The sequence below is a fragment of the Agrobacterium sp. ES01 genome (assembly GCF_050320885.1).
Lineage (GTDB): Bacteria > Pseudomonadota > Alphaproteobacteria > Rhizobiales > Rhizobiaceae > Allorhizobium.
Window position 1 is genome coordinate 645,781 of the sequence record NZ_JBNQTH010000001.1, and the last position, 22,565, is coordinate 668,345.

20 protein-coding genes are annotated in these 22,565 nt (G+C 58.2%); 12 read left to right on the forward strand and 8 right to left on the reverse strand.

The annotated features are described in order from the left end of the window. Window positions 1–10: 10 nt before the first annotated feature. The 5 genes from ACQQ2Q_RS03345 to coxB form a co-directional block, all read right to left on the reverse strand. A complete protein-coding gene (locus ACQQ2Q_RS03345; RefSeq protein WP_428185600.1) occupies window positions 11–619 on the reverse strand; it encodes a cytochrome c oxidase assembly protein in 609 nt (202 codons plus the stop codon). A 19-nt stretch (window positions 620–638) separates the two neighbouring features. Then, window positions 639–776, reverse strand: coding sequence for a hypothetical protein (locus tag ACQQ2Q_RS03350; RefSeq protein WP_428185601.1), 138 nt, complete (start codon window positions 774–776; stop codon window positions 639–641). Next, window positions 776–1,732, reverse strand: a complete 957-nt coding sequence (locus ACQQ2Q_RS03355) for a heme o synthase (protein ID WP_428185602.1) — start codon at window positions 1,730–1,732, stop codon at window positions 776–778. The genes ACQQ2Q_RS03350 and ACQQ2Q_RS03355 overlap by 1 nt, the downstream gene beginning before the upstream one ends. A gap of 87 nt (window positions 1,733–1,819) precedes the next feature. Beyond that, window positions 1,820–3,487 carry a cytochrome c oxidase subunit I gene (gene ctaD, locus ACQQ2Q_RS03360; protein ID WP_428185603.1) on the reverse strand — a complete coding sequence of 556 codons (1,668 nt, stop codon included), beginning with the start codon at window positions 3,485–3,487 and terminating at the stop codon, window positions 1,820–1,822. Between the two features lie 15 nt (window positions 3,488–3,502). Continuing rightward, window positions 3,503–4,390 (reverse strand): cytochrome c oxidase subunit II, encoded by an 888-nt coding sequence (coxB, locus tag ACQQ2Q_RS03365; protein ID WP_428185604.1) that lies wholly within the window; start codon window positions 4,388–4,390, stop codon window positions 3,503–3,505. Between the two features lie 324 nt (window positions 4,391–4,714). Here coxB and ACQQ2Q_RS03370 point away from each other — a divergent pair, with 324 nt between their 5' ends. Beyond that, window positions 4,715–5,236 (forward strand): invasion associated locus B family protein, encoded by a 522-nt coding sequence (locus tag ACQQ2Q_RS03370; protein ID WP_428186472.1) that lies wholly within the window; start codon window positions 4,715–4,717, stop codon window positions 5,234–5,236. A gap of 65 nt (window positions 5,237–5,301) precedes the next feature. Continuing rightward, a complete protein-coding gene (gene tldD / locus ACQQ2Q_RS03375; protein WP_428185605.1) occupies window positions 5,302–6,717 on the forward strand; it encodes a metalloprotease TldD in 1,416 nt (471 codons plus the stop codon). A gap of 272 nt (window positions 6,718–6,989) precedes the next feature. Here the strand turns inward: tldD and ACQQ2Q_RS03380 are convergent, their stop codons facing one another. Further along, window positions 6,990–8,285: a serine hydrolase gene (locus ACQQ2Q_RS03380; RefSeq protein ID WP_428185606.1), complete on the reverse strand. Its 1,296-nt coding sequence runs from the start codon at window positions 8,283–8,285 to the stop codon at window positions 6,990–6,992. Window positions 8,286–8,746: 461 nt separating this feature from the next. Here ACQQ2Q_RS03380 and ACQQ2Q_RS03385 point away from each other — a divergent pair, with 461 nt between their 5' ends. From ACQQ2Q_RS03385 to ACQQ2Q_RS03395, 3 genes are all read left to right on the forward strand, one after another. Then, window positions 8,747–10,261 (forward strand): MFS transporter, encoded by a 1,515-nt coding sequence (locus ACQQ2Q_RS03385; protein ID WP_428185607.1) that lies wholly within the window; start codon window positions 8,747–8,749, stop codon window positions 10,259–10,261. Between the two features lie 71 nt (window positions 10,262–10,332). Then, window positions 10,333–11,112: a sulfite exporter TauE/SafE family protein gene (locus tag ACQQ2Q_RS03390; RefSeq protein WP_428185608.1), complete on the forward strand. Its 780-nt coding sequence runs from the start codon at window positions 10,333–10,335 to the stop codon at window positions 11,110–11,112. Between the two features lie 103 nt (window positions 11,113–11,215). Beyond that, a complete protein-coding gene (locus ACQQ2Q_RS03395; protein WP_428185609.1) occupies window positions 11,216–12,259 on the forward strand; it encodes a polysaccharide deacetylase family protein in 1,044 nt (347 codons plus the stop codon). A 17-nt stretch (window positions 12,260–12,276) separates the two neighbouring features. Here ACQQ2Q_RS03395 and pdxH read toward each other — a convergent pair whose 3' ends face one another. Then, window positions 12,277–12,897: a pyridoxamine 5'-phosphate oxidase gene (gene pdxH, locus ACQQ2Q_RS03400; protein ID WP_428185610.1), complete on the reverse strand. Its 621-nt coding sequence runs from the start codon at window positions 12,895–12,897 to the stop codon at window positions 12,277–12,279. A 67-nt stretch (window positions 12,898–12,964) separates the two neighbouring features. Here pdxH and ACQQ2Q_RS03405 point away from each other — a divergent pair, with 67 nt between their 5' ends. The 4 genes from ACQQ2Q_RS03405 (at window position 12,965) to ACQQ2Q_RS03420 (ending at window position 16,419) form a co-directional block, all read left to right on the forward strand. Beyond that, window positions 12,965–13,420, forward strand: coding sequence for an RT0821/Lpp0805 family surface protein (locus ACQQ2Q_RS03405; protein ID WP_428185611.1), 456 nt, complete (start codon window positions 12,965–12,967; stop codon window positions 13,418–13,420). A 244-nt stretch (window positions 13,421–13,664) separates the two neighbouring features. After that, entirely contained in the window at window positions 13,665–14,867 is a 1,203-nt protein-coding gene (locus ACQQ2Q_RS03410; protein ID WP_428185612.1) for a DnaJ domain-containing protein, read from the forward strand. Between the two features lie 121 nt (window positions 14,868–14,988). After that, on the forward strand, window positions 14,989–15,807 hold the full coding sequence (fabI, locus tag ACQQ2Q_RS03415; RefSeq protein WP_428185613.1) for an enoyl-ACP reductase FabI: 819 nt from the start codon (window positions 14,989–14,991) through the stop codon (window positions 15,805–15,807). A 21-nt stretch (window positions 15,808–15,828) separates the two neighbouring features. Then, window positions 15,829–16,419 carry a histidine phosphatase family protein gene (locus ACQQ2Q_RS03420; protein WP_428185614.1) on the forward strand — a complete coding sequence of 197 codons (591 nt, stop codon included), beginning with the start codon at window positions 15,829–15,831 and terminating at the stop codon, window positions 16,417–16,419. Between the two features lie 12 nt (window positions 16,420–16,431). Here ACQQ2Q_RS03420 and ACQQ2Q_RS03425 read toward each other — a convergent pair whose 3' ends face one another. Then, entirely contained in the window at window positions 16,432–16,692 is a 261-nt protein-coding gene (locus ACQQ2Q_RS03425) for a DUF1344 domain-containing protein (RefSeq protein ID WP_428185615.1), read from the reverse strand. Window positions 16,693–17,013: 321 nt separating this feature from the next. Between ACQQ2Q_RS03425 and ACQQ2Q_RS03430 the strand changes: the two genes are divergently transcribed. The 3 genes from ACQQ2Q_RS03430 to ribB all read left to right on the forward strand — a co-directional run bounded on the left by ACQQ2Q_RS03430 (window position 17,014) and on the right by ribB (window position 22,478). Then, window positions 17,014–20,124: an EAL domain-containing protein gene (locus tag ACQQ2Q_RS03430; RefSeq protein ID WP_428185616.1), complete on the forward strand. Its 3,111-nt coding sequence runs from the start codon at window positions 17,014–17,016 to the stop codon at window positions 20,122–20,124. Between the two features lie 148 nt (window positions 20,125–20,272). Further along, window positions 20,273–21,367 carry a chorismate synthase gene (gene aroC, locus ACQQ2Q_RS03435; RefSeq protein ID WP_428185617.1) on the forward strand — a complete coding sequence of 365 codons (1,095 nt, stop codon included), beginning with the start codon at window positions 20,273–20,275 and terminating at the stop codon, window positions 21,365–21,367. Between the two features lie 10 nt (window positions 21,368–21,377). Beyond that, window positions 21,378–22,478: a 3,4-dihydroxy-2-butanone-4-phosphate synthase gene (gene ribB, locus ACQQ2Q_RS03440; protein ID WP_428185618.1), complete on the forward strand. Its 1,101-nt coding sequence runs from the start codon at window positions 21,378–21,380 to the stop codon at window positions 22,476–22,478. Window positions 22,479–22,565: the final 87 nt, after the last annotated feature.

Consider the following 22,565-nt stretch of genomic DNA (forward strand, 5'->3'; position numbering starts at 1 on the left):
CCTCTCTCCATTACAGTTTCTTGTTGTCGCCTTCATCTTCTGCCGGAAGCGCGGCCAGTGGCTGATCCGTCTCTTCCGGGTAGAATGTATAGGACAACGTAATCGTACTGATTCTCTTGGTTTCCTCGGCAGTGGTAATATCCGGATCGACGAAGAACACCACCGGCATTTCCAGGCTCTCACCCGGTTTCAAGGTGGTTTCAGTAAAGCAAAAACATTCGATTTTGTTAAAGTAGGCTGCAGCCTCCAGCGGCGTGACATTGAACACTGCCTGGCCGGTGACTGCATGCCTGGATTTGTTGGTCGCCAGAAAACGCACTTCCTGGGTCTCGCCGATGCGCGGCTTGACCGAGCGCTGCATGGGCTTGAAATTCCAGTCGAGGCCAGGCGCCATATTGGCATCGAAGGTGACGGTGATGCGCTTGTCGAGGATGACAGACGAAGCCTGCTCGGCGCGCTGGGTGGTGCCGTTAAAACCGGTCGCAGCACAGAACATGCGATAGAGCGGAACCGCGGCATAGCTCATGCCCACCATGCCCGCCACGAACACGCCGCAATAGGCAAACACCGCGATATTGGAGCGGGGTTTCGACTTTGGTCTGTTCGGTGTTTCGGTCATGAGGCCCTTCCTATTGCTCTTATTGTCCCATGTTGCTGATCTTCACCAGCGTCACGAGATAAAACAGCACGACGAGAACAGCCAGAACGAGGCCAAGCGCAATGTTGCGGCCACGGCGCGACTTCTTCTGTGAGTCAGTCAGCTTGACGGTCTCCATCAGAGTGCTCCTGCAAAAAAGGCGACCAGCGAAGGTGCTGCATGATCGACCAGCAAGGCCGAAAAGATCGCAAACAGATAGACGATCGAAAAACCGAACATCTTCTTGGCTGGAACCATCTTCGTATCGCCGTTCGGCATGCGCCAAACGGCGATGGAACAGTAGACGAATATAGCGCCAAGCACGGCTGCAAACAGTCCGTAGAACATGCCTGCCAATCCGGTCACGCTCGGCAGCACGCCAGCAATGGCAGTCAGGACAGCATAGACGAAGATCTGGCGCTTGGTGGCGGTTTCGCCGGCCACATTGGGCAGCATCGGCACGCCGACCGCGCCATAGTCCCCCATCTTGAACAAAGCCAGAGCCCAGAAATGGGCTGGCGTCCACAGAAAGATAATCATGAACAGAAGAATGCTATCCAGCGATACACCGCCGGTGACGCAGGCCCAGCCGATCATGGGCGGAAACGCGCCGGCAGCACCGCCAATGACGATATTCTGCGTGGTCGAGCGCTTCAGCCACATCGTGTAGACGACGGCATAGAAGAAAATGGTGAATGCGAGGATGCCGGCAGACAGCCAGTTCACCGCAAGACCGAGGATGAATATTGAAAATGCGGACAGGATCAGACCGAAAGCCAGCGCCTCAGTCGGCGCGATGCGACCGGACGGGATCGGCCGTCTTGCAGTACGCGTCATGATGGCGTCGATATCGGCGTCATACCACATGTTAAGTGCGCCAGAGGCGCCAGCGCCGACGGCAATGCACAGAACCGCGATGACCGCGAGGATCGGATTGATTTGGCCAGGCGCGAGCACCAAGCCTGAAAAGGCCGTGAAGACGACAAGCGACATCACGCTTGGCTTCAGCAGTTCGAAGTAATCGCGCGGGCCGGCTTCGGACATGCGGATATCGCCTTCGACGCCGAATACATCGCGATTGTCGATTACTGTCATCGTATTGGCCTTGTCTCTTACGCTTGTGTCGGGTGCCGCAGACTTGATCCGCGGCACCCGATGACTGTTTTCGTGAACGGCTGCCGCTTACTTGATGCGCGGCAGTTGTTCCCACTGGTGGTATGGCGGCGGAGAAGAAAGCTGCCATTCCAGCGTCGTTGCGCCCTCACCCCAGGGGTTATCGCCAGCAACACGCTTCTTCATGAAGGCTTCGAAAACGCAGACGAGGAAGATCAGAACGCCAACGGCCGAGATGTAGGAGCCGATGGAGGAGACGTAGTTCCAGCCAACGAATGCATCCGGATAGTCGATGTAGCGGCGTGGCATACCAGCAAGACCAAGGAAGTGCTGCGGGAAGAACACCATGTTCACACCGACGAACATGACCCAGAAGTGCAGCTTGCCGAGGAATTCGGAATACATGTAACCGAACATCTTGGGGAACCAGTAATACCAGGCTGCAAAGATACCGAACACGGCGCCGAGCGACAGAACGTAGTGGAAGTGGGCAACCACGTAATAGGTGTCATGCAGCGAACGGTCGAGACCGGCATTGGCAAGCTGTACGCCTGTGACACCGCCGACGGTGAACAGGAAGATGAAGCCGATTGCCCAGACCATTGGTGTGCGGAAGGTCAGCGAACCACCCCACATCGTTGCAATCCACGAGAAGATCTTGATACCGGTCGGCACCGCGATGACCATGGTTGCGAAGACGAAATAGCGCTGAGCCGAAAGCGACAGACCGACCGTGTACATGTGGTGTGCCCACACGACGAAGCCGACGGCACCGATGGCAACCATGGCATAGGCCATTCCGAGATAACCGAAGACCGGCTTCTTCGAGAAGGTCGAGATGATGTGGCTGACGATGCCGAATGCCGGCAGGATCAGGATGTAGACCTCAGGGTGACCGAAGAACCAGAAAAGGTGCTGGAACAGGATCGGATCGCCGCCGCCTTCCGGCGCGAAGAAGGTCGTGCCGAAGTTGCGGTCGGTCAGAAGCATGGTGATGCCACCTGCCAGAACCGGCAGAGAGAGCAGCAGCAGGAATGCTGTGACCAGAACGGCCCAGGCAAACAGCGGCATCTTGTGCAGCGTCATGCCAGGAGCGCGCATGTTGAGGATCGTGGTGATGAAGTTGATCGCACCGAGGATCGAGGACGCACCGGCAACATGCAATGCGAAGATCGCCAGATCGACCGCCGGCCCAGGCTGCCCGGAGGTAGACAGGGGCGGATACATGGTCCAGCCACCGCCGACACCGTAGGCGCCTGCAGGACCTTCAACGAACATCGACATCAACAACAGAATGAACGCAGGCACGATCAGCCAGAAGGAGATGTTGTTCAAGCGTGGGAACGCCATGTCAGGCGCGCCGATCATGATCGGGATCATCCAGTTGGCAAAGCCACCAATCATCGCCGGCATGACCATGAAGAAGATCATGATCAGGGCGTGGCCCGTGGTGAACACATTGTACATGTGCTTGCCGCCATCGATGGCTGCGTCACCTTCAAAGCCGTAAACAATCGATGCCAGACCGTGGAAGATCTGGATACCGGGCTCCTGAAGCTCCATGCGCATGGCAACGGACAATGCACCACCGAGGATACCGGCAATGATCGCGAAGATCAGGTAAAGAGTGCCGATGTCCTTGTGGTTTGTAGAGAAGAACCAACGGGCCACGAAACCCGGCTTGTGGTCATGATGCTCGCCATGGGCGTGCTCGTCGTGGGCAACAGATCCAGCCATAGTGCTGCTCCTCCCTTAATTCGAAACGTTGTCGGCGACTTGCACCGACGGCTTGCCTGCATCAACCGAAGCCATCAGCGCCTTGTTGGCGTCCTCGACGTTCGTGGCTGCTGCTGCCTTCCATGTGGCGTACTGCTCTGCAGAGACGACACGGATGGCGATCGGCATGAATGCGTGGTCCTTACCACAAAGCTCCGAACACTGCCCGTAGAACATGCCTTCGATATCGGCACGGAACCAGGTTTCGTTCAGGCGGCCCGGCACGGCATCGATCTTGATGCCGAAGGATGGCATGGCGAAGGCGTGGATAACGTCGGTCGGGGCGGCCGTGACGAGAACGCGAACAACACCGCCAACCGGAACGACCAGCTCGTTGTCGACTGCCAGCAGATGCGGATAAGCGGCCTTGTCTTCCTTGCCATAGGAGGCGCGGTCCGCATCCTTCAGCAAGAAGCTGTCGAAGGACAGTTCGCTGTCGTCCATATATTCGTAGTTCCACTGCCACTGGGTCGCAGTGGCCTTGACGGTGAGGTCCGGATCTTCCGGGATCGTCAGCTGATCCGTCAACAGGTTGAAGGACGGGATGGCGAAGAACAGAAGAATGAGAACCGGGCCGACCGTCCAGACGATCTCGATGATCGTGTTATGGCTGGTCTTGGACGGAACAGGATTCTTCGACGCGCGGAAACGCACGGTCACCACGATCAGAAGAAGCAGAACAAACAATGTGATCGGAACGATGAACCACAGCGTGTATTCTTCAAACCAGCGGATTTGATGCATGATCGGCGTGGCAGCCTGTTGAAGATCAGTCTGCCAATCTACCGGCTGATCGGCATAACTGCCTGAAGCAAAAAGCAGACAGGCCGCCGAGGCCAAAGCTGCATAAGCTTTCTTGAACACTGTGTCTCTCCCTCTCACGCTTGATCCAGATCAACGTCAAGCGCATAAACTATGCCATTCTATGCGTTTCAAATCATAGTTTGGTCGCAATCGCAATATCTGCGCTATAAAGCCCATGCGGCATTTTTTCACAATGACATTTAGTCTTATGCACTGACAGCAGATGGGCTCATCAGTTGATGAGAAATAGCCGATTCTTCGCGCCGCGTCGCGGGTTTTCGGGTCCCAATTCCGCCTTGATCGACTGAAAAGGAAGCTGACCCCTTTCAATTCGGGCGCCGGACGACAAAAATGGCGACAGTGATTCGTTTTCCAGAGGTTTCCATGGGTTTCAGTAGATTTGCGTCCATCGCCATTGCCTCCCTGTTGGCGGTAAGCGCAGTCCTTGGACCTGCCTCGGCGCAGCAGGCTCAACCCGGAACCGTTCGCTCCAACCATGGCGCGTGGTCGGTGATCTGCGATATGCCTGCCGGTTCCTCGGTTGAGCAATGCGCCCTGATGCAGAATGTCATTGCCGAGGACAGACCGGAAGTCGGGCTTTCGGTCGTCGTCCTGAAGACGGCAGACCGCAAGGCGAAGATCCTCCGGATTCTTGCGCCATTGGGCGTCCTCCTGAAAGACGGCATGGAACTCTATGTCGACGGCAATAATATCGGCCGCGCCTATTTCACCCGCTGCTTTACCGAAGGCTGCTATGTCGAGGTCGAAATCGACGACGAGTTGATGAAGATCCTGCGCGCCGGCAAAAGCGCCGTGTTTGCGCTGCGCGAATCTGCGGATCAGGACCGTGTCGGCATTCCGATCGAATTGACAGGCTTTGCCGAAGGCTACGACGCCCTTCCCTGACGCTTGCGCCTTGCCGCACGCCCTTTTCAGAACTACATGGGCAGGAACGCGGCAAGGAGACAATGATGACAGAGAACCTTCTCACCCTTTTCGATTGCGATGAGGCGACACTTGCCCGCCGTGTGGAAACCGCGCTTGCGGGTGCCGATGACGGCGAACTCTATGTGGAGCATTCGCAGTCGGAAGCGCTGACCTTCGACAATGGCCGCATGAAGGGCGGCAGCTTCAACACCGATCAGGGCTTCGGCCTGCGCTCTGTGGCTGGCGAAGCGGTTGGCTACGCCCATTCCGGCGACCTGTCGCTTGCCGCTCTCGACCGTGCCGCCGATGCCGTTGGCGCCGTAACGCGCGGTTTTGTCGGCAGCTATGCGGCGGCACCACAAGGCACAAACAAGAGACTTTATACAGACGACAATCCGATCGGCGCGCCGAGCTTTGAGGAAAAGGCCAAGCTTCTGGCCGAAATAGACGCGTATCTGCGTGACAAGGATGCGAGCGTCCGCCAAGTGACCGCCTCGATTGCCGCAAGCTGGCAGATTGTCGAGATCCTCAGGGCCGACGGTCATCGGGTGCGCGATATCCGGCCGATGACGCGGTTCAACATATCCGTCGTTGCAGGTTCCGGTGACCGACAGGAATCGGGCTCGTTTGGCACCGGCGGGCGCATGACCTTTTCCGACTTCCTCAGCGAAGACAGCTGGAAGGACGGCGCCGACAAGGCGCTGCGCCAGGCCCATGTCAATCTCGAGGCAATCGCTGCACCGGCCGGCACAATGGATATCGTTCTGGCCTCAGGTTGGCCGGGCGTGATGCTGCACGAGGCCGTGGGCCACGGGCTTGAAGGCGATTTCAACCGCAAGAAAACCTCCGCATTTGCCGGACTGATGGGCGAAATGGTTGCAGCCCCAGGCGTCACCGTGGTCGATGACGGCACCATCAACAATCGCCGCGGTTCGATTACCATCGACGATGAAGGCACACCCTCCGGCTATAATGTGCTGATCGAGAACGGCAAACTGGTGGGCTATATGCAGGACCGGCAGAATGCCCGACTGATGGGCATGAAGGCGACCGGCAACGGACGTCGCCAGAGTTATGCACACCAACCCATGCCGCGCATGACCAACACGTATATGTTGTCGGGCGACAAGACGCCCGAGGAGATCATCTCCTCGGTCAAGAAGGGCATCTACGCCGTCTCCTTCGGAGGCGGTCAGGTGGATATTACTTCGGGCAAGTTCGTGTTCGGCTGCACCGAGGCCTATATGATCGAAGACGGCAAGATCGGCGCGCCGGTCAAAGGCGTCATGCTGATCGGCAATGGTCCGGATGCGATGAAGCGCGTCAGCATGGTCGGCAACGACATGCAGCTCGATGGCGGTATCGGCAATTGCGGCAAGGGCGGCCAGTGGGTGCCCGTCGGCGTCGGGCAACCGCATCTGCGCATGGACAAGATCACCGTTGGCGGCACGCAGATGTGAGCGGATCGGAGCGGGCTTAGGCCTGCTCCAAACCATAGGCAAGATGTTCGATGATGCAGCCTTCCCGCGACGGGCGAGGCAAATGAGGGCATGCGCGCTTGACCGGATGCCAAGATCAAGATGGTCCTTCAGGACGCGGACGAGAAGCGTTTAGCGTCGATTGCCGCGATCCGGGCTGAAACTCAAAAACGCGTCGACACCGGATGAGGTCCGCTGGACCCGCAAAAGCGGCCGGGAACCATCCACTCGTTCCTCACCTTAAGTGTAGGCCCTCAACCCCGCGACGGCATCAGCAGGCAGTCGTAGCGGATCTTTACGAGCTTGTCGCAAGCCTGGCGGGCTTCGTCCTTGGAAGAGAAGCCGGTGAAGCGGGCGCGGTAGAGTGTGGTTCCGCCGGCATTGACCGGTTCGGTATAGATGTCACGTCCCGTCAATGGTGCCCCGATCTTGGAGCGGGCATCGGCGAGCAGGCTCATTGCCGCTTCGGCGCTTCCGGCGGCAGCGATCTGGATCTGCCATCCCTTGGCAGGTGCAGGTTTCGCCTTTGCCACAGGCGTTGTGGCGGCAGCAAAGGCCGCCGCTGCAGACGGTGCCGGGGAGCTGGATGCAAAGGCGGTTTCATAACGCGAAGACGGAACCGGAATGCCGTCGGCCACGTCGATCATGGCAGCGATCGGATCGTCGCGACGGGAGGCCGGAACAGGGACATCATCGCCGAGGCGCGCCAGAACGGATGCCGGCGTGCGTCCGGTACTGACGATCAGCTGCGACCCGCTGGAGGCGCGTCCCATATAGGCGTCGATCAGCTTTTCCATGATCCTGTCACGGCTTGCGGCAGAGCGCCCGCCCATGACGACGCCGACAACGCGGCGATCGCCCTTCTTGACCGAGCTCACGAGATTGAAGCCGGACGCATTGGTGTAGCCGGTCTTGATGCCATCCATGCCGCCATAGCGGTACATGAGATTGTTGTGGCCATGGATCGTGCGTCCGCGGAAGTTGAAGTTCTTCGTTGCAAACAGCGCATATTCCCGAGGGAAGTCACGCATCAGTGCCACGCCAAGGGTCGACATGTCTCGCGCCGTGGTCACCTGGGCATCGTTTGGCAGACCGGACGCGTTCTTGAACACCGTCCGTGTCATACCAAGCGCACGGGCTTTCTCCGTCATCAAGGCGGCAAAGCGTTCTTCTGAACCACCGAGCTTTTCAGCCATGGCAGCTGCCGCGTCATTGGCCGACTGCACGATCATGCCCAGCACGGCTTCCTTGACGGTGATCGAATCTCCGGGTTTGACCCGAAGTTTTGTCGGCGGACGGCTGGATGCATATTTGGAAAAGGTGATGCGGCTATCCCAGGAAAGCTTGCCCCGGTGGATCGCATCATACGTCATATAAAGCGTCATCATCTTGGTGAGAGACGCTGGATGATTGAGCGTATCGGGATTTTCGGACGCCAGGACCTGACCGGTCCGAACATCAAGAAGGAATTGGGCACTGCCGGCACTGGCAAAATTGGGAAGGGCGAAAATAGAAAAGAGGCATGCAACGGCCAGTATCAGTCTTCTCATTTCGTCCCCTGAAATCATTCGTATTTCAAAAAAATCGACCAATATGGCGCGGAGCCTAGCGACTGGACGATTGTTGTTCAAGGCCAGCTTTTGCTGCGGCGATCGAAATCCAAGGATTTGCAACGCCCATCCGCAACCAAACATGGCACTTGCGTCGCACAAATCCCGGTTGCGCGACGCATGGGGCAATAGTGTCAAAATGGGGCAGTAATGCAGCACGGCAGCGGAACGACACCGTTATGCTTAAAAAGCGATTAAAATCATTGCAAACGGCCTGACACCGAGGGCAAGCCTTAAACAGTCCCGGGTTCGTGACATGATCGAGCCCGGCTGTTGCGGACGGGCCTGGCACTGACTCGGGATACCGGAGAAAAAGTCGTCCTGATCGAAAAAGTCTCTTTACCTCAACTATTGTTGAGGTTGTAGCGTCGCCGGACATTGACAAAGACCGGAGAAAAAACGTGCAGACGATTGAGACGAACGAGACCATGGCAGCCACTAGCGGTGACCATGGCAACTGGCGCGAACTGCTGCAACCCCGATATGGGGCGACAACGATCATGCTCTGCATTGGTGTGGCCCTTTACGCCTTCAACAACTTCCTGGTCTCGACCTCTCTTCCCACAGCCGTCGAAGAACTTGGCGGAGCGCGCCTGATATCCTGGTCGCTCAGCCTGTTCCTCGCGTCATCAATCGTTGCCGGGGCCGCGGCTCCGCTCATCAAGCGCCGGTTCGGGGCACGTTTCGCTCTCATTGGAACGGCGTTCGTGTTTCTCGCCGGAACGCTTCTGGCGGCCGGCGCGCATGACATGACGACCGTGCTGGTCGGACGGGTGTTGCAAGGTGTTGGAGACGGTGTGGTGGTTGCCATCTCCTACACACTGATCCCGGAGATGTTTCCGTCCCGACTGGTGCCCAAAGTGTTCGGTGCCGAAGCCATGGTGTGGGGTGTTGCAGCCTTTGGCGGGCCGGCCGTGGCCGGATATCTCACCGAGTTTCATTCCTGGCGCGCTGCCTTTTACGTCAACGTCCCGATCGTTGCGATCTTCATCCTGCTGGCCCTGATCATAGTGCCAAAGCATATCGGCGACACCGAACGCGGACGCTTCCCGGCCATGCGCCTGAGCCTGCTCCTGGCAAGCCTTCTGATCGCCATGAGCGCCGGGCTCTCACCATCGCTGTCCATTTCCTTCGTCGCGCTTTTTGCCTCGGCAGCGGTGCTCGCTGCCGCCGTGCGGCTTGACCGCAAGGCATCGTTTTCGCTGATGCCCAAGGGGGCTTTTTCGCTTCGCTCTACGCTTGGTCTCGGGCTTTGGGTCGTGTTGCTGATGCCTGTCGCGCAGGCAACGAGCGGCGTTTATCTGATCTTTGCCCTTCAACATCTCTGGGGGCTTTCGCCTTTCGTTGCCGGCTCCTTAAGCGCAGTCATGGCCATCTCGTGGAGCGGGTCGGCCATTCTGGTGGCCAATCTCAAATCGACGCACTGGCAACAGACTGCGATCTGGCTCGGGCCATTACTGCATGCCGCAGGTTTCTTTTCACTCTTCGCCGGCGTCGCGACGGGAACCCTTGGCCTGATCATTCCCGGTCAGATCCTGACGGGCTCGGCCTTCGGCGTCAGCTGGGCATTTCTCAGCCAGACGCTGATGGAGGCAACGCCGAAGATGGAGCGCGACAAGACCTCGGCGCTATTGCCGACACTGCAGTCGGCCGGCTTCGCTTTTGGCGGTGCCTTTGCCGGGCTTGCTGCCAATGCTGCAGGCCTTGGCGATTCGGTGACCGCCAAGGCTGTGCATCTGCCGCTTACGGTGACCTTCCTCTGTGCCGCCTTGATGGCGATCCCCGGAATATTCGCCGCCAGACGGGCTGTGCGTGCATCCACCATCAGCCACATCGCTCGACAGCATCGGTCAAACAGTGTTACGGCGCTATCTACTCGATTGCACCGCGATATCGGTTTACCGGAAGACATCTGAGGTCCGCATCAGACGACAAGCGACCGGTGGTGTCAGATCAGATGTCGTGCTTCACCCACCGGACTTGCCGCATGTTCCTTCCAACTTTGCCACAGATTGCCGCCCTGTTGCCCGATTGGCAGATGATCGCGTTCCTCTGCTTTATTGCCTTCATTGCCGGGCTCTCGCGTGGTTTTGCCGGCTTTGGTGCCGCGCTCATCTTCATGCCACTGGCAAGCTCGGTGATAGACCCCAAGCTTGCTGCGGCATTGCTGTTCATGATCGACGCCGTGATGGCGTTTCCGATGGTGCCTGCCGCCTATCGCCGGGCCGACAAGCGGGCCGTGGCAACCATGCTGGTGGGCGCCGTCGTCGGGGCTCCGCTCGGCACGATGGTCCTGACTTATGCAGATGCACTGACACTTCGCTGGGCCATCGTCGTCCTGGTGATCCTGCTTCTGACACTGCTCGTTTCCGGTTGGCGCTATCGTGGCAAACCCACGGCGCCGGCAACAATTGCGGTGGGCGCCCTGTCGGGACTGTTTGCCGGCGCGGCGCAGGTGGGCGGGCCACCGGTTATCGCCTACTGGCTCGGCGTCTCGCTTCCCGCTGCGATCGTGCGCGCCAATATCATTTTCTATTTCGGCCTCGGCTCGGTGCTGACCGGCATCAATTACACGCTGGCGGGGCTGCTGAACTGGCAGGCTGCCGCCATGGCCCTGTTTATAGGCCCCGCCTTCGGGCTTGGACTCTCTTTGGGGTCGCATGGTTTCGGGCGGGCCAGCGAAATCGTGTTCCGGCGCGTCTGTTATGGGCTCATCGGTTCAGCGGCCATCATTGGCTTGCCTCTTCTGGACCCCTGGCTCCGGTGAGTGCGAGATCTTTCCGGTGGTATTCAGCAACACTTAACCCCGCACCATTAGCTTGCACGCATAGTTTGAAGTTTCACGACAGCTTGCCTGCAAGGGTTTTATAATGATCGCCACACTGAAAGGCATTGCCAAACGAACAGCCATCACCGGTGGCCTGGAGGCCTCGAACCTTCTGCAGAAGTTCGGCCTGATGTCCAAGGCGCGCGGACGTGCCGCCATCTTCACGCTTCATCACGTGCGCCCCTATGTAGCCGGCAAGTCGCCCTCGAACCGCCATCTGGAGATCACACCGGAATTTCTGGATGCCGCGATCCGGCAATTGCGCGCCGATGGCTATACATTCGTGTCACTTGAAAGCCTTCCGGAGCGTCTGGCGGAACCAGACAAAGGCGAACGCTACGCCGTCTTCACACTCGATGACGGATTCCGCGACAACGCCGAATTTGCCCTTCCGGTATTTGAGCGTCATCAGGTGCCGTTCACGATCTTTGTCTGCAAGGGCTTCTCTGAGCGCAGCCACACGCTGTGGTGGGAGACGCTTGAAGCTTTGGTGAATGCTACCGACGCCGTGGTTTACGAATTCAGCGACGGAACGCGGCAATTTCCCGTGACGAACCTGATGGAAAGCTGGGTGGCAAGTCATGCCATCTCGGCAGAAATCACGAAACCCGGCGAGGCAGAGGCTGTTGCCCACCTCAACGCGACGGCCGCCAAATATGGGGTGGATGCAGCAGCGCTTTGCAAAAAGCTGATCATGGAGGCGGACGCACTGAAGGCACTCGCGCAAAACCCACTGGTTTCGCTTGGGGCACACACCGTCAGCCATCGCGCCCTGGCCTTTCTCGATGCCGAGGAGGCTTCGCAGGAATTTGCCGCTTCGGCCGACTATGTGGAGGCAATTACCGGCAAACGCCCCACAACATTTGCCTATCCCTATGGGGATCACCGCAGCGTCACCAAGGAGACCTGCAAGCTTGCCGCAGAAGCCGGATTTTCCATTGCCGTATCAACAGTACCCGGCACGATCGACGCGGAGGCGCTTTCCAGTCCACAAAGCCTGCCGCGCATTTCGCTCAACGGCTATTTCCAGAAGCCGCGCTATGTCTCGGCGCTGGCCTCCGGTATTCCCTTCAAACTGAAGGGCTGATCCTCAGGCGGTTATCGTCAGGGATACATGCGCACCTTCGACCAGTCGCCTTCGGCATGGTCTCGGCGAAACTCGATGCGGTCGTGCAGCCTGAACTTGCGATCATGCCAGAATTCGATCGAGATCGGCTTGATCCGAAAGCCCGACCAGTACGGTGGGCGCGGAACCTGCCCCAGCGCGTACCGCGCTGTGGTTTCGGCAACGGCCTTTTCCAGAGCAAAACGCCCTTCAAGCGGGCGCGACTGTTTCGATGCCCAGGCACCGATGCGGCTGCCCAGCGGCCGGGACTGAAAATAGGCGTCTGCCTCTGCATCGCTGACCACCTCGACGTCACCGCGCAACCGCACCTGACGGCGCAGGGTTTTCCAGTGAAAGCACATGGCCGCCTTCTTCTGGCCAAGGATTTCCTGTCCTTTCTGGCTTTCAAAGTTCGTATAAAACACAAAACCGCGGCTATCGAACTCCTTGAGAAGCACCATACGCACATTTGGGAGCCCGTCTTCGTCCACCGTCGCGACGGCGACTGCGTTCGGATCGTTGGGTTCGGAGGCTTCCGCATCTTTCAGCCAGGAGGCGAAAAGCGCGAAGGGCTCCGTCTCCTCGGTAAAGTCACCTGTTGTTAACACTTTTTCTGACATATTGACTCAAATGCTCCTGAAAGTTTTCAGTATGGCCGGCCTGATTTGTGACTGGACTGGATGCGCCTTGGAACACATAGCAAAGTCAAAGACGGTTACAAAGGATATCGCGGCACGCATGCGCAGGCTAACGACGATCCTCATTCTGGGTCTACCGCTTACCGGTTGCATGGGCGCGAGCCTGGACTTCTTCGGCGGGGACAAGGTCGACCGCACCATCTCCACAAATACCATTTCGTCCGGCAAGCCCGCCACGACGAATTCGGATGAAGCGACGATCCGCAATGCGGTGTCTTCGGCAGATCTTGAAAAACTCGACAGCAGTCCCCTGCCCTGGGCCAATGCCTCCAGCGGAAGCGCCGGCGTGGTAAGCTCAATTCAGGAAGACCAGAATGATGGTCTCCTCTGCCGCTCCTTCAGTACCACACGCCACTCCTATGCCGGCATTGCCAACTTCAACGGCAAGACCTGCCTGTTGGGCGACGGCTCATGGCATCTGCTGGCATTCGACAAGACGTCGTGAGCGAGATCCAGACTGGATGACCGCTGCCTGTGCCAAATGGAGACCTTTGGTACGCCATTCCGTGACAAAGCTTCATTTTTCCACCGCAGCGGGAACTTTCAGGCCGTTTTGCGCGTAACGTAAAGTTAGCAACTTCCGGGCATATTCTCAGACCGGATACTGCTGCGCCGATGAACTGGGCGTGCAGGTTGGAGGATGGCGGCGCGAGAATGAAACCCGCGACGTCCTGGTATCGGAATGTCCTATGCGAGATCTGTATTCTGTTCTTGGCGTAAAGCGGGACGCTGCGGCTGACGAAATAAAAGCGGCATGGCGGACAAAGGCTAAATCCATTCACCCGGACCAAAACCGGGAAGATCCCAATGCGACCAAACGCTTCGCAGAGATTGGCCGTGCCTATGAGGTGCTGAAAGATCCCGCCAAGCGAAACCGCTATGACGAGCAACGCTCGAAGGTGGAGGCGATGCAGCGCGAAAACACGATCATGCAGCAGAGGCAGGCCGCGCAAGAGGCGGCCGAACGGGCAAAGGCCGCCAAGGCCAATGCCGAACGGGTGATGGCCGAACTGGCTGAGGCGGAAGCGGCCAAGGCGAAGGCCGACAAGGCCGCTGCAGCCGAGAAGGCAGCCGCGGAAAAGGCAAAGGCAGCCAAGACCGCTGCAGCCAACGGCGCTGCCGCCAATGCCAACGGGCAGGCTAATCCCGACGGCAAATCGGGTGGCAAAGCAAATGCCAAGTCAGAGAAGCCGGAAGACGTGGTTTCGCGCATCTTCGGCGAAACAGCTGAAGCTCAAGCGGCAGCCGACGCCTTGCGCCAGGACGGCACCAAGGAAGACGAGCATGCCGAAGCGCGCGAAGCGGCCGCAGCGCGCGGTCTCGCACCGCTTGAATTGCTGTCTTATTTCGTGCGCCGTATCCGTGGCGGTCAGCCACCGCCGGAAAAGGCGCCGGATCTTTTCGTCGAAACCATGGTGGCCATCGACGATCTTCTCAACGAATTGTCCGTGCTGACGACGCTTCCGGATGGGCGCGATGTGCGCGTTACGCTGCAAAGTGGGCTTACAGAAGGCTCGACAGTACGCCTCAAGGGCCAGGGCCTGAAAGTCCCCGGCATGACCCGCGGCGATGTGGTCGTGACGATCCGCGTGGTGAAGAGCGACACATTCACCATCGATGGGTTCGACATCAAGACCGTTTTGCCGATCACGCTGGAGAATGCCGTACTGGGCTGCGAGACGACCGTTGAGACACCAACAGGGCCGATCGAGATTACCGTTCCAGCCTGGTCCGGTTCCGATCATGTGCTGACCGTCGACGATCAGGGATTGCACAATGGTGAAGGTGGTCGCGGTGCGCTGAAGGTCGAACTTCGCGTTATTCTGTGGGAAAAGCCCGACGAAAAGGTGACCGATCTCATGCGGATCATGCGCGAAGGCTTGTATTTGTAACGGCTTGGTCGCTACACACCCTTTGTTACGCCAGCATACAGTTGATGATGCCGTTGAAGCTTGAACCCCGGTTCCGGCTGTGCCATAGGCATTTTCAATCGCAAGTATCAAGGGGCGTAAAATGGCTCAGGGTTCCAACCTCATGTCAGGCAAGCGCGGCGTCATCATGGGCGTCGCAAACAACCGTTCAATCGCATGGGGTATCGCAAAAGCATGCCGCGAGGCGGGAGCAGAGATCGCTCTCACATGGCAGGGCGACGCGCTGAAAAAGCGCGTTGAGCCGCTGGCGAAAGAACTCGACGCCTTCATGGCTGGCGACTGTGACGTCACCGACATGTCTTCCATCGACGCCGTGTTCGAGACGCTCGAAGAGAAGTGGGGCAAGATCGACTTCGTCGTCCACGCCATCGCATTTTCGGACAAGGACGAGTTGACCGGTCGCTATGTCGACACCAGCCGGGACAACTTCACGCGCACCATGGACATTTCCGTCTACTCCTTCACCGCCGTTGCAAATCGCGCCGAGCGGATCATGAATGACGGCGGCTCCATGCTGACGCTGACCTATTACGGCGCCGAAAAAGTGATGCCGCACTACAACGTCATGGGCGTTGCGAAGGCGGCCCTTGAAGCAAGCGTGCGCTATCTGGCAGTCGACCTTGGCGGTCGCGGCATTCGCGTCAACGCCATCTCAGCCGGCCCGATCAAGACGCTTGCCGCCTCCGGTATCGGCGATTTCCGCTATATCCTGAAGTGGAACGAATACAATTCTCCGCTGAAGCGCACCGTCACCACGGATGAAGTCGGCAAGTCCGGCGTTTACCTGCTGTCGGATCTGTCCACGGCTGTGACCGGCGAAGTGCACCACGTCGATTCCGGCTACCACACCATCGGCATGAAAGCCGTCGATGCGCCGGATATCTCCGTCGTCAAGGACTGACACCAACAAGGCCAACTGACCTTGCTCATCTACATGATCCGACATGGCCAGACAGACTGGAACGCCGAAGGGCGTTTCCAGGGTCAGCACGATATTCCGCTGAATGCCAAAGGCCGCGGACAGGCGATCGCCAATGGCGAAGTGATGGATCATGTGCTGGGCGGCGATGCAGCGGCATTCGACTTTGTCGCCTCGCCGCTCGGTCGTACGCGCGAAACCATGGAGCGCGTGCGCACCGCCATGGGTCTGGAACCTAAGGATTATCGAACCGATGAGCGTCTCGTCGAGATCTGTTTTGGCGATTGGGAAGGCAATACCTATTCAGAACTCGAAACCCGCTACCCCGAGCATATCGCGCAGCGTTCGAGCAACAAGTGGGACTTCATTCCTCCGGGCGAACTGGCAGAAAGCTACGAGATCCTGTCCTGGCGGGTGGGCGCATGGCTTGCCACCGTCAACCGACCGACAATCTGCGTCAGTCATGGCGGCGTGATGCGCAGCATTTTCAAACTTGTCGGATTGTCTCCGCCGGAAGAAGCCTGCGACATCGGCATTCACCAGGACAGAATTCTGAAAGTCGAGACCGACACCAACAGCGTCGGCTGGCTTTAAAGGCGATATGCCTTACTGAACGACCTCAAGGTCGTTGACCACGCGCTTGCCGTCGACTTCTGTGTAGAACACCACAACCTTCACACCCGATTCCAGTCCGTCGAAATTGAACTCTTCGGGAACGCTATAGGTCTTTCCATCATCCAGGGTCAGGGTGAGCTGGTCGACATTGACCGCTTTGATCGTCGATTCCACATCGTCGCTGGCGGCCATGCTGCGCAGAGGTGACAGGAAGCTCGCCGTTGCAAGCAAAACCGCAATCAAGATACGCATGCCAGAGCTCCTCAAGGCTTTGAACGAAGTAAATGTACGCATCAAGCTATGCTCCCGGAATATGGCTAAATTCGCCCACAAAGGTGATCTTACCGTGGGATTGATGACCGGAATTACGATCTCGATCAAGTCACTGGGCGATCTTTGCAGATAATTAAGCACATACTTAATAATGGTATTGTGGTGTGCATGAGGGTGAATATCATTAAGGGCAAGGCAAGCCTAAATTAACCGCCAGTGCCTAAGTTCAGCAGATCAAAACTTTGGGGGCATAAGGCTGTTTTGGATCGTAAATTACCAGGTATTGCGGGCTTAACGCGTATGTCGCGGCGCATGGTCGTCATGTTGATTGGCGTGGCGCTTATCGGGCTGGCCGTCATTTTCGCAAGCCTCAACCTCGATGCCCAAAATAAGTCAGCTACATTGCGTGATCTTCGCGCGCATGTGGAGAAGGATACGTCCTTCGTCCAGACGCGCCTGGACTCGCAGATCGACAGTGACCTGAATATCGCCCGTCACCTGGCCGATTCGATTGTGGCTTATCCGTCAATGTCCATGGCGGAACTGGAAACATTGACCGACCGGGTGATATCTCATCATGCGCATATCGCCTCCATAGGTCTCGCCCCGCATTTCGCGCTTTATTCGGTCAGGCCCGCATCGGATCTGGCACAAGACACCCGCCAACTGGTGCGCACCGAAATCGAACGGCACGCGGCCGACACCACGGATCATTCTGCAGCATCTCCGTCACTGTCACGTACGGCGCACGGATACATGTCCTTGCATTTCCCCGTCTATCTGGACAATGACAAGCGAAAGCTCTGGGGCTCGCTGCTGATCCTCGTCGATGAGACGAAGTTCCTGCAAAAGAGCGGTATCTACAGTCTTCCTGCAACGCCAGAGGGCACTGAGGGGCTCGATTATCTTTCGCTGACAATCGCCGAACGCGATGCGCCGGCATTTCCTGTCATGGGGGCGGCCCTCACCTCGGAAGACCAGCCGATCACGCGCAAACTGTCGTCCCCGCTTGTCGACTGGGAGGTTCACGCTGCGCCAAAGGGCGGCTGGAGCACACCACCGAAGAACGAATTTGCCTTCCGCCTGACCCTTGCCATTGTCGCCGGCGCGTTGATCGCGTCCATTGTCGTCGCGACCATTCTGGTCGGCGAGCGCAATCGCAATATCGCGGCACTCAAAGCGCGCGAGGAAAAGCTGCTGGAACTGTCCAACCGGTTCGAGATGGCGATGACAGCTGCCAATATCGGCATTTGGGAAGTCGTCAACCAGAACCACTTCTTCTGGGATGAGCGCGCCGCGAAAATTCACGGCTGCCCGCCCAGCATTGACGAAGGCCAGAACCGCAAAGACGACTGGGCAAGGGCAACACATGCCGGGGATAGAAGCGCCGTCATAGAGCAGCTGTTCCAGTATAAAAACACAGATAAAACAGACCCCTTCGACATCATTTACCGGTCGCCGCAGAGCGATGGTTCGGTGCGCTATCTGCGTTCTGTCGGAACGCTGTCGCGACAGGACGAGGACACTATTACCGGCATCGTCTGGGACGTGACCACCGACATGCAGGCGCACCAGACATTGCGCAATGCCAAGGACCACAGCGAAATCAAGAATGCCGAGATGGAGCTTGCACTGGAAGAGCTGTCCCAGCGGGAAAACGAGCTTTCCGAGCTTTCGCACAAATTCGAGCTCGCACTCGCCTCTTACAATTGCGGCATCTGGGAAGCTGACCCTGCCGATGGGGGCGCTATCTGGGATGTTCGCATGCATCAGCTCTATGGCATGCCCTACAGGAAGGGCGGCCATGTCAGCGAGCAGGAATGGTTGAGTTGCCTGCATGAGGCTGATCGACGGATCATCCTGAATGAAACCAACCGCGGGATTTCCAAGGGACAGTCCTTGCAATCTGTGCAGCGTATTGCGCTGCCCGACGGCAGCTTCCGCTTTGTACGGTCGGTGGGCCAGGTTCATGTCGGCAAAGACGGCAAGAACAAGATCATCGGCATTGCCTTCGACATCACCTCCGACATTCTGATGACAGAAGAGCTGAAGCTGGCAAAGGAAGAAGCCGATACCCGCAATATCGAGCTGGAAGACGCCAAGAACCGCATCGAATTCAACGCGCTACATGACCCGCTGACGTCGCTTGCCAATCGCCGCAAATTCGACCTGGAACTCGATATGCTGTCGCGCGACAGCAGACATGAGGGCCAGAAGTTCTCGATCCTCCACCTGGATCTTGACCGGTTCAAGGAAATCAACGACACGCTCGGCCATGCCGCCGGCGATGCCATGCTGGTCAACGCAGCAAAGATCCTGATGCGCTGCGTGCGCGAGAGCGACCTGGTGGCGCGTATAGGTGGCGACGAGTTTGTTATCCTGACACGCAAGATGACCAATGCGCAGCATTTGACCGAGCTTTGCGAGCGGATCATTGCCGAGATGAACCGGCCCATCGACTTCGAGGGCTTCTCCTGTCGCTGCGGGGTCTCCATCGGTATCGCGCAGGCCAGTGGCATGCAGGTCGACGCGCGCAAGACACTCATCAATGCCGACATTGCACTCTACAAGGCCAAGGAAAAGGGCCGCAACTGTTTCGAGTTCTTCACCCTGGAACTGCAGGCCAACATCATCAACTCCAAGCGCATGAGCGACGAGATCCTTGCCGGTCTAGATCGCGACGAGTTTACCGTCTGGTACCAGCCGCAGTTTGATGCCCGTTCCATGAAACTGATTGGCGCCGAGGCTCTTGTGCGCTGGCAGCATCCGGACAAGGGTATTTTGACCTCCGCGAGCTTCCTGAAAGCCGCAGAAGAGTTGAATGTGATGGCGCGGATCGACCAGATGGTGCTGGAACAAACGCTTCGCGACAAGATGGTCCTTGCCGCGCACGGGGTCCAAATCCCCAAAATGGCCGTCAATGTTTCCTCCAAGAGACTCCATGACGACGGCCTGATCACCAGTCTGAAAGGCTTGCAGATCACGCCCGGCGAAATCTGCTTCGAACTGGTCGAATCCATTTTCCTCGACGAGAGCGAAGATGTGGTCACCACCAATATCGAACGCGTCAAGGAACTCGGCATCGACGTCGAGATCGACGATTTCGGCACAGGTCACACCTCTATCGTCAGTCTGCTGAAGCTCAAGCCGAAGCGGCTGAAGATCGATCGACAACTGGTGATGCCGATCCTCAATTCGCCGCAGGAACTGGCGCTGGTCCGCTCCATTGTCGAGATCGCCCGCTCGCTTGGCGTCGAAACCGTTGCCGAGGGTGTCGAAACCAAGGCACACGGGGAATTGCTGCGCGACCTCGGCTGCGACATCCTGCAGGGCTATGCCTTTGCGCGACCTCTGCCCCTTGACCAACTGATTACGTTTGCGACGGACGAACCCTGGCGCAAGGCATCGTGATGTCATGACGACCGAGAGGACAGCGGTCTCACGGTCGTTTTGAAAGAAAAGGCATTTCCCCATTCCAGCTTTTCTACTAAGAGTGTGCCGCCCAGCAGCGAGGGTGGCCCGATAGCACTGGCCCACCCGCATCAATTGGTCAGGAGCTATGTCTCACAATTCCTTCGGCGTTCTTTTTCGCGTTACCACCTGGGGCGAAAGCCACGGCCCAGCGCTTGGCTGTGTTGTCGACGGCTGCCCTCCCGGCTTGAAATTTCGCACAGATGACATTCAGTCTTTCCTCGACCGGCGCAAACCCGGCCAGTCTCGGTTCGTGACCCAGCGCCGCGAGGCCGATCTGGTGAAGGTGCTTTCCGGCGCCATGCCGCAGGAAGACGGTTCTTTCATTTCAACCGGCACCCCTATTTCGCTGATGATCGAAAACACCGACCAGCGCTCGAAGGATTATGGCGAGATCGCGCAACAATACCGGCCGGGCCATGCCGATTATACCTATGACGTGAAATACGGCATTCGCGACTATCGTGGCGGCGGACGCTCCTCGGCGCGCGAGACGGCAGCCCGTGTGGCAGCCGGTGCGCTGGCGCGCCTGGTGGTGCCGGATGTGAAAATCCGCGGCGCACTGGTGCAGATCGGAAAGCACAAGATCAACCGCGACAACTGGGATTGGGCCCAGGTGAACGAGAACCCGTTCTTTGCTCCGGACCCGGCCATCGTTCCGGTCTGGGAAGAGTATCTGGATGGTATCCGCAAGTCCGGTTCATCGGTTGGTGCCGTTGTCGAAGTCGTGGCCGACGGTGTTCCACCCGGGATCGGCGCTCCCGTCTATGGCAAGCTCGATCAGGATATCGCCAGCCTGATGATGTCGATCAATGCCGTGAAGGGCGTGGAAATCGGCAATGGTTTCGGCGCGGCGGAAATCACTGGCGAAGAGAATGCCGACGAGATGCGCATGGGCAATGACGGCAAGCCGATTTTCCTGTCCAATAATGCCGGCGGCATTCTGGGCGGCATTTCCACCGGTGAGCCGGTGGTCGTGCGTTTCGCAATCAAGCCAACCTCATCGATCCTGACCGAGCGCCAGTCGATCGATGCCAGCGGCCGCAATGTCGACATTCGCACCAAGGGCCGCCACGATCCCTGTGTGGGAATTCGCGCGGTGCCGGTGGGCGAAGCGATGATGGCCTGCGCCATTGCCGACCATTACTTGAGAGATCGCGGCCAGACCGGCCGGCTGAAATAAGGACTGCCTGATGGCCTATGACCAGAAACGTGTCGTGGAGGCCATCCGGGCCTTCGAAGCTGGCGAAATCGTCGTTGTCATGGATGACGACGATCGTGAAAACGAAGGCGATCTGATCGTTGCGGCGGTTCATTGTACGTCCGAGAACATGGCGTTTATCGTGCGCCACACCTCCGGTATCGTCTGTGCGCCCATGCCCAAGGAAGAGGCCAAGCGGCTGAACCTCAACGCCATGGTGGCGGAAAACGACAGCGCGCACACGACAGCCTTCACCGTCTCCGTCGATTTCAAGCACGGCACCACCACCGGCATTTCCGCCGATGACCGCACATTGACGGTGCGCAATCTGGCCAATCCCAATGCGGGTGCGGCCGATTTCGTGCGGCCCGGCCATGTTTTCCCGCTGATTGCCCGTGAGGGCGGGGTTCTCATGCGGTCCGGCCATACGGAAGCAGCCGTCGACCTGTGCAAGCTCTCCGGCCTGCCCCCTATTGGCGTGATCAGTGAGCTGGTCAATGACAATGGCACCGTGATGCGCGGACCGCAGGTGGCAGCCTTTGCGGTAGAGCATGGGCTGAAGCAGGTGTCGGTTGCCGATCTGATTGCCTATCGCCAGCGAAAGGAAACACTGATCCAGCTGGCCTCCAGCTTTGAGGTTGAAACGCCATATGGGCGTGCCAAGGCCTATGCCTATTCCCTGCCCTGGGATCCGATGCAGCATCTGGCCGTCGTCTTCGGCGACATTCGCGACGGTGAGGATATCCCCGTCCGCCTGCATCAGGAACATGTGGGCAAGGATGTGTTTGGCAAGGACCGGCAGATCAATGCGATCATGAAACGGATCGCCGAAGCGGGCCGCGGTGTGGTGGTCTATCTCCGGGAAGGTTCGGTGGGCGTCGGCGCCTCGACCACGGCCCGTTCTGGCTGGCACGACCGCGAGGTGCATGAGGAAGCGCAGGCCCGTGAAAGTGAATGGCTGGAAATCGGTCTTGGCGCACAGATCCTGAAAGATCTGGGTGTGTCCTCTATCCGGCTGTTTGCCTCGCGTGAGCGCCATTATGTCGGACTGGAAGGCTTCGGCATCAAAATCGTCGACACCGAAATCTGCTGACAACACGACCCGGCGCGCCACGGCTGTTTGCGCACCGGGCCACCTGTCCTCGTCTCTACGGCACGGACCTGCGCAGAATTCATGGCA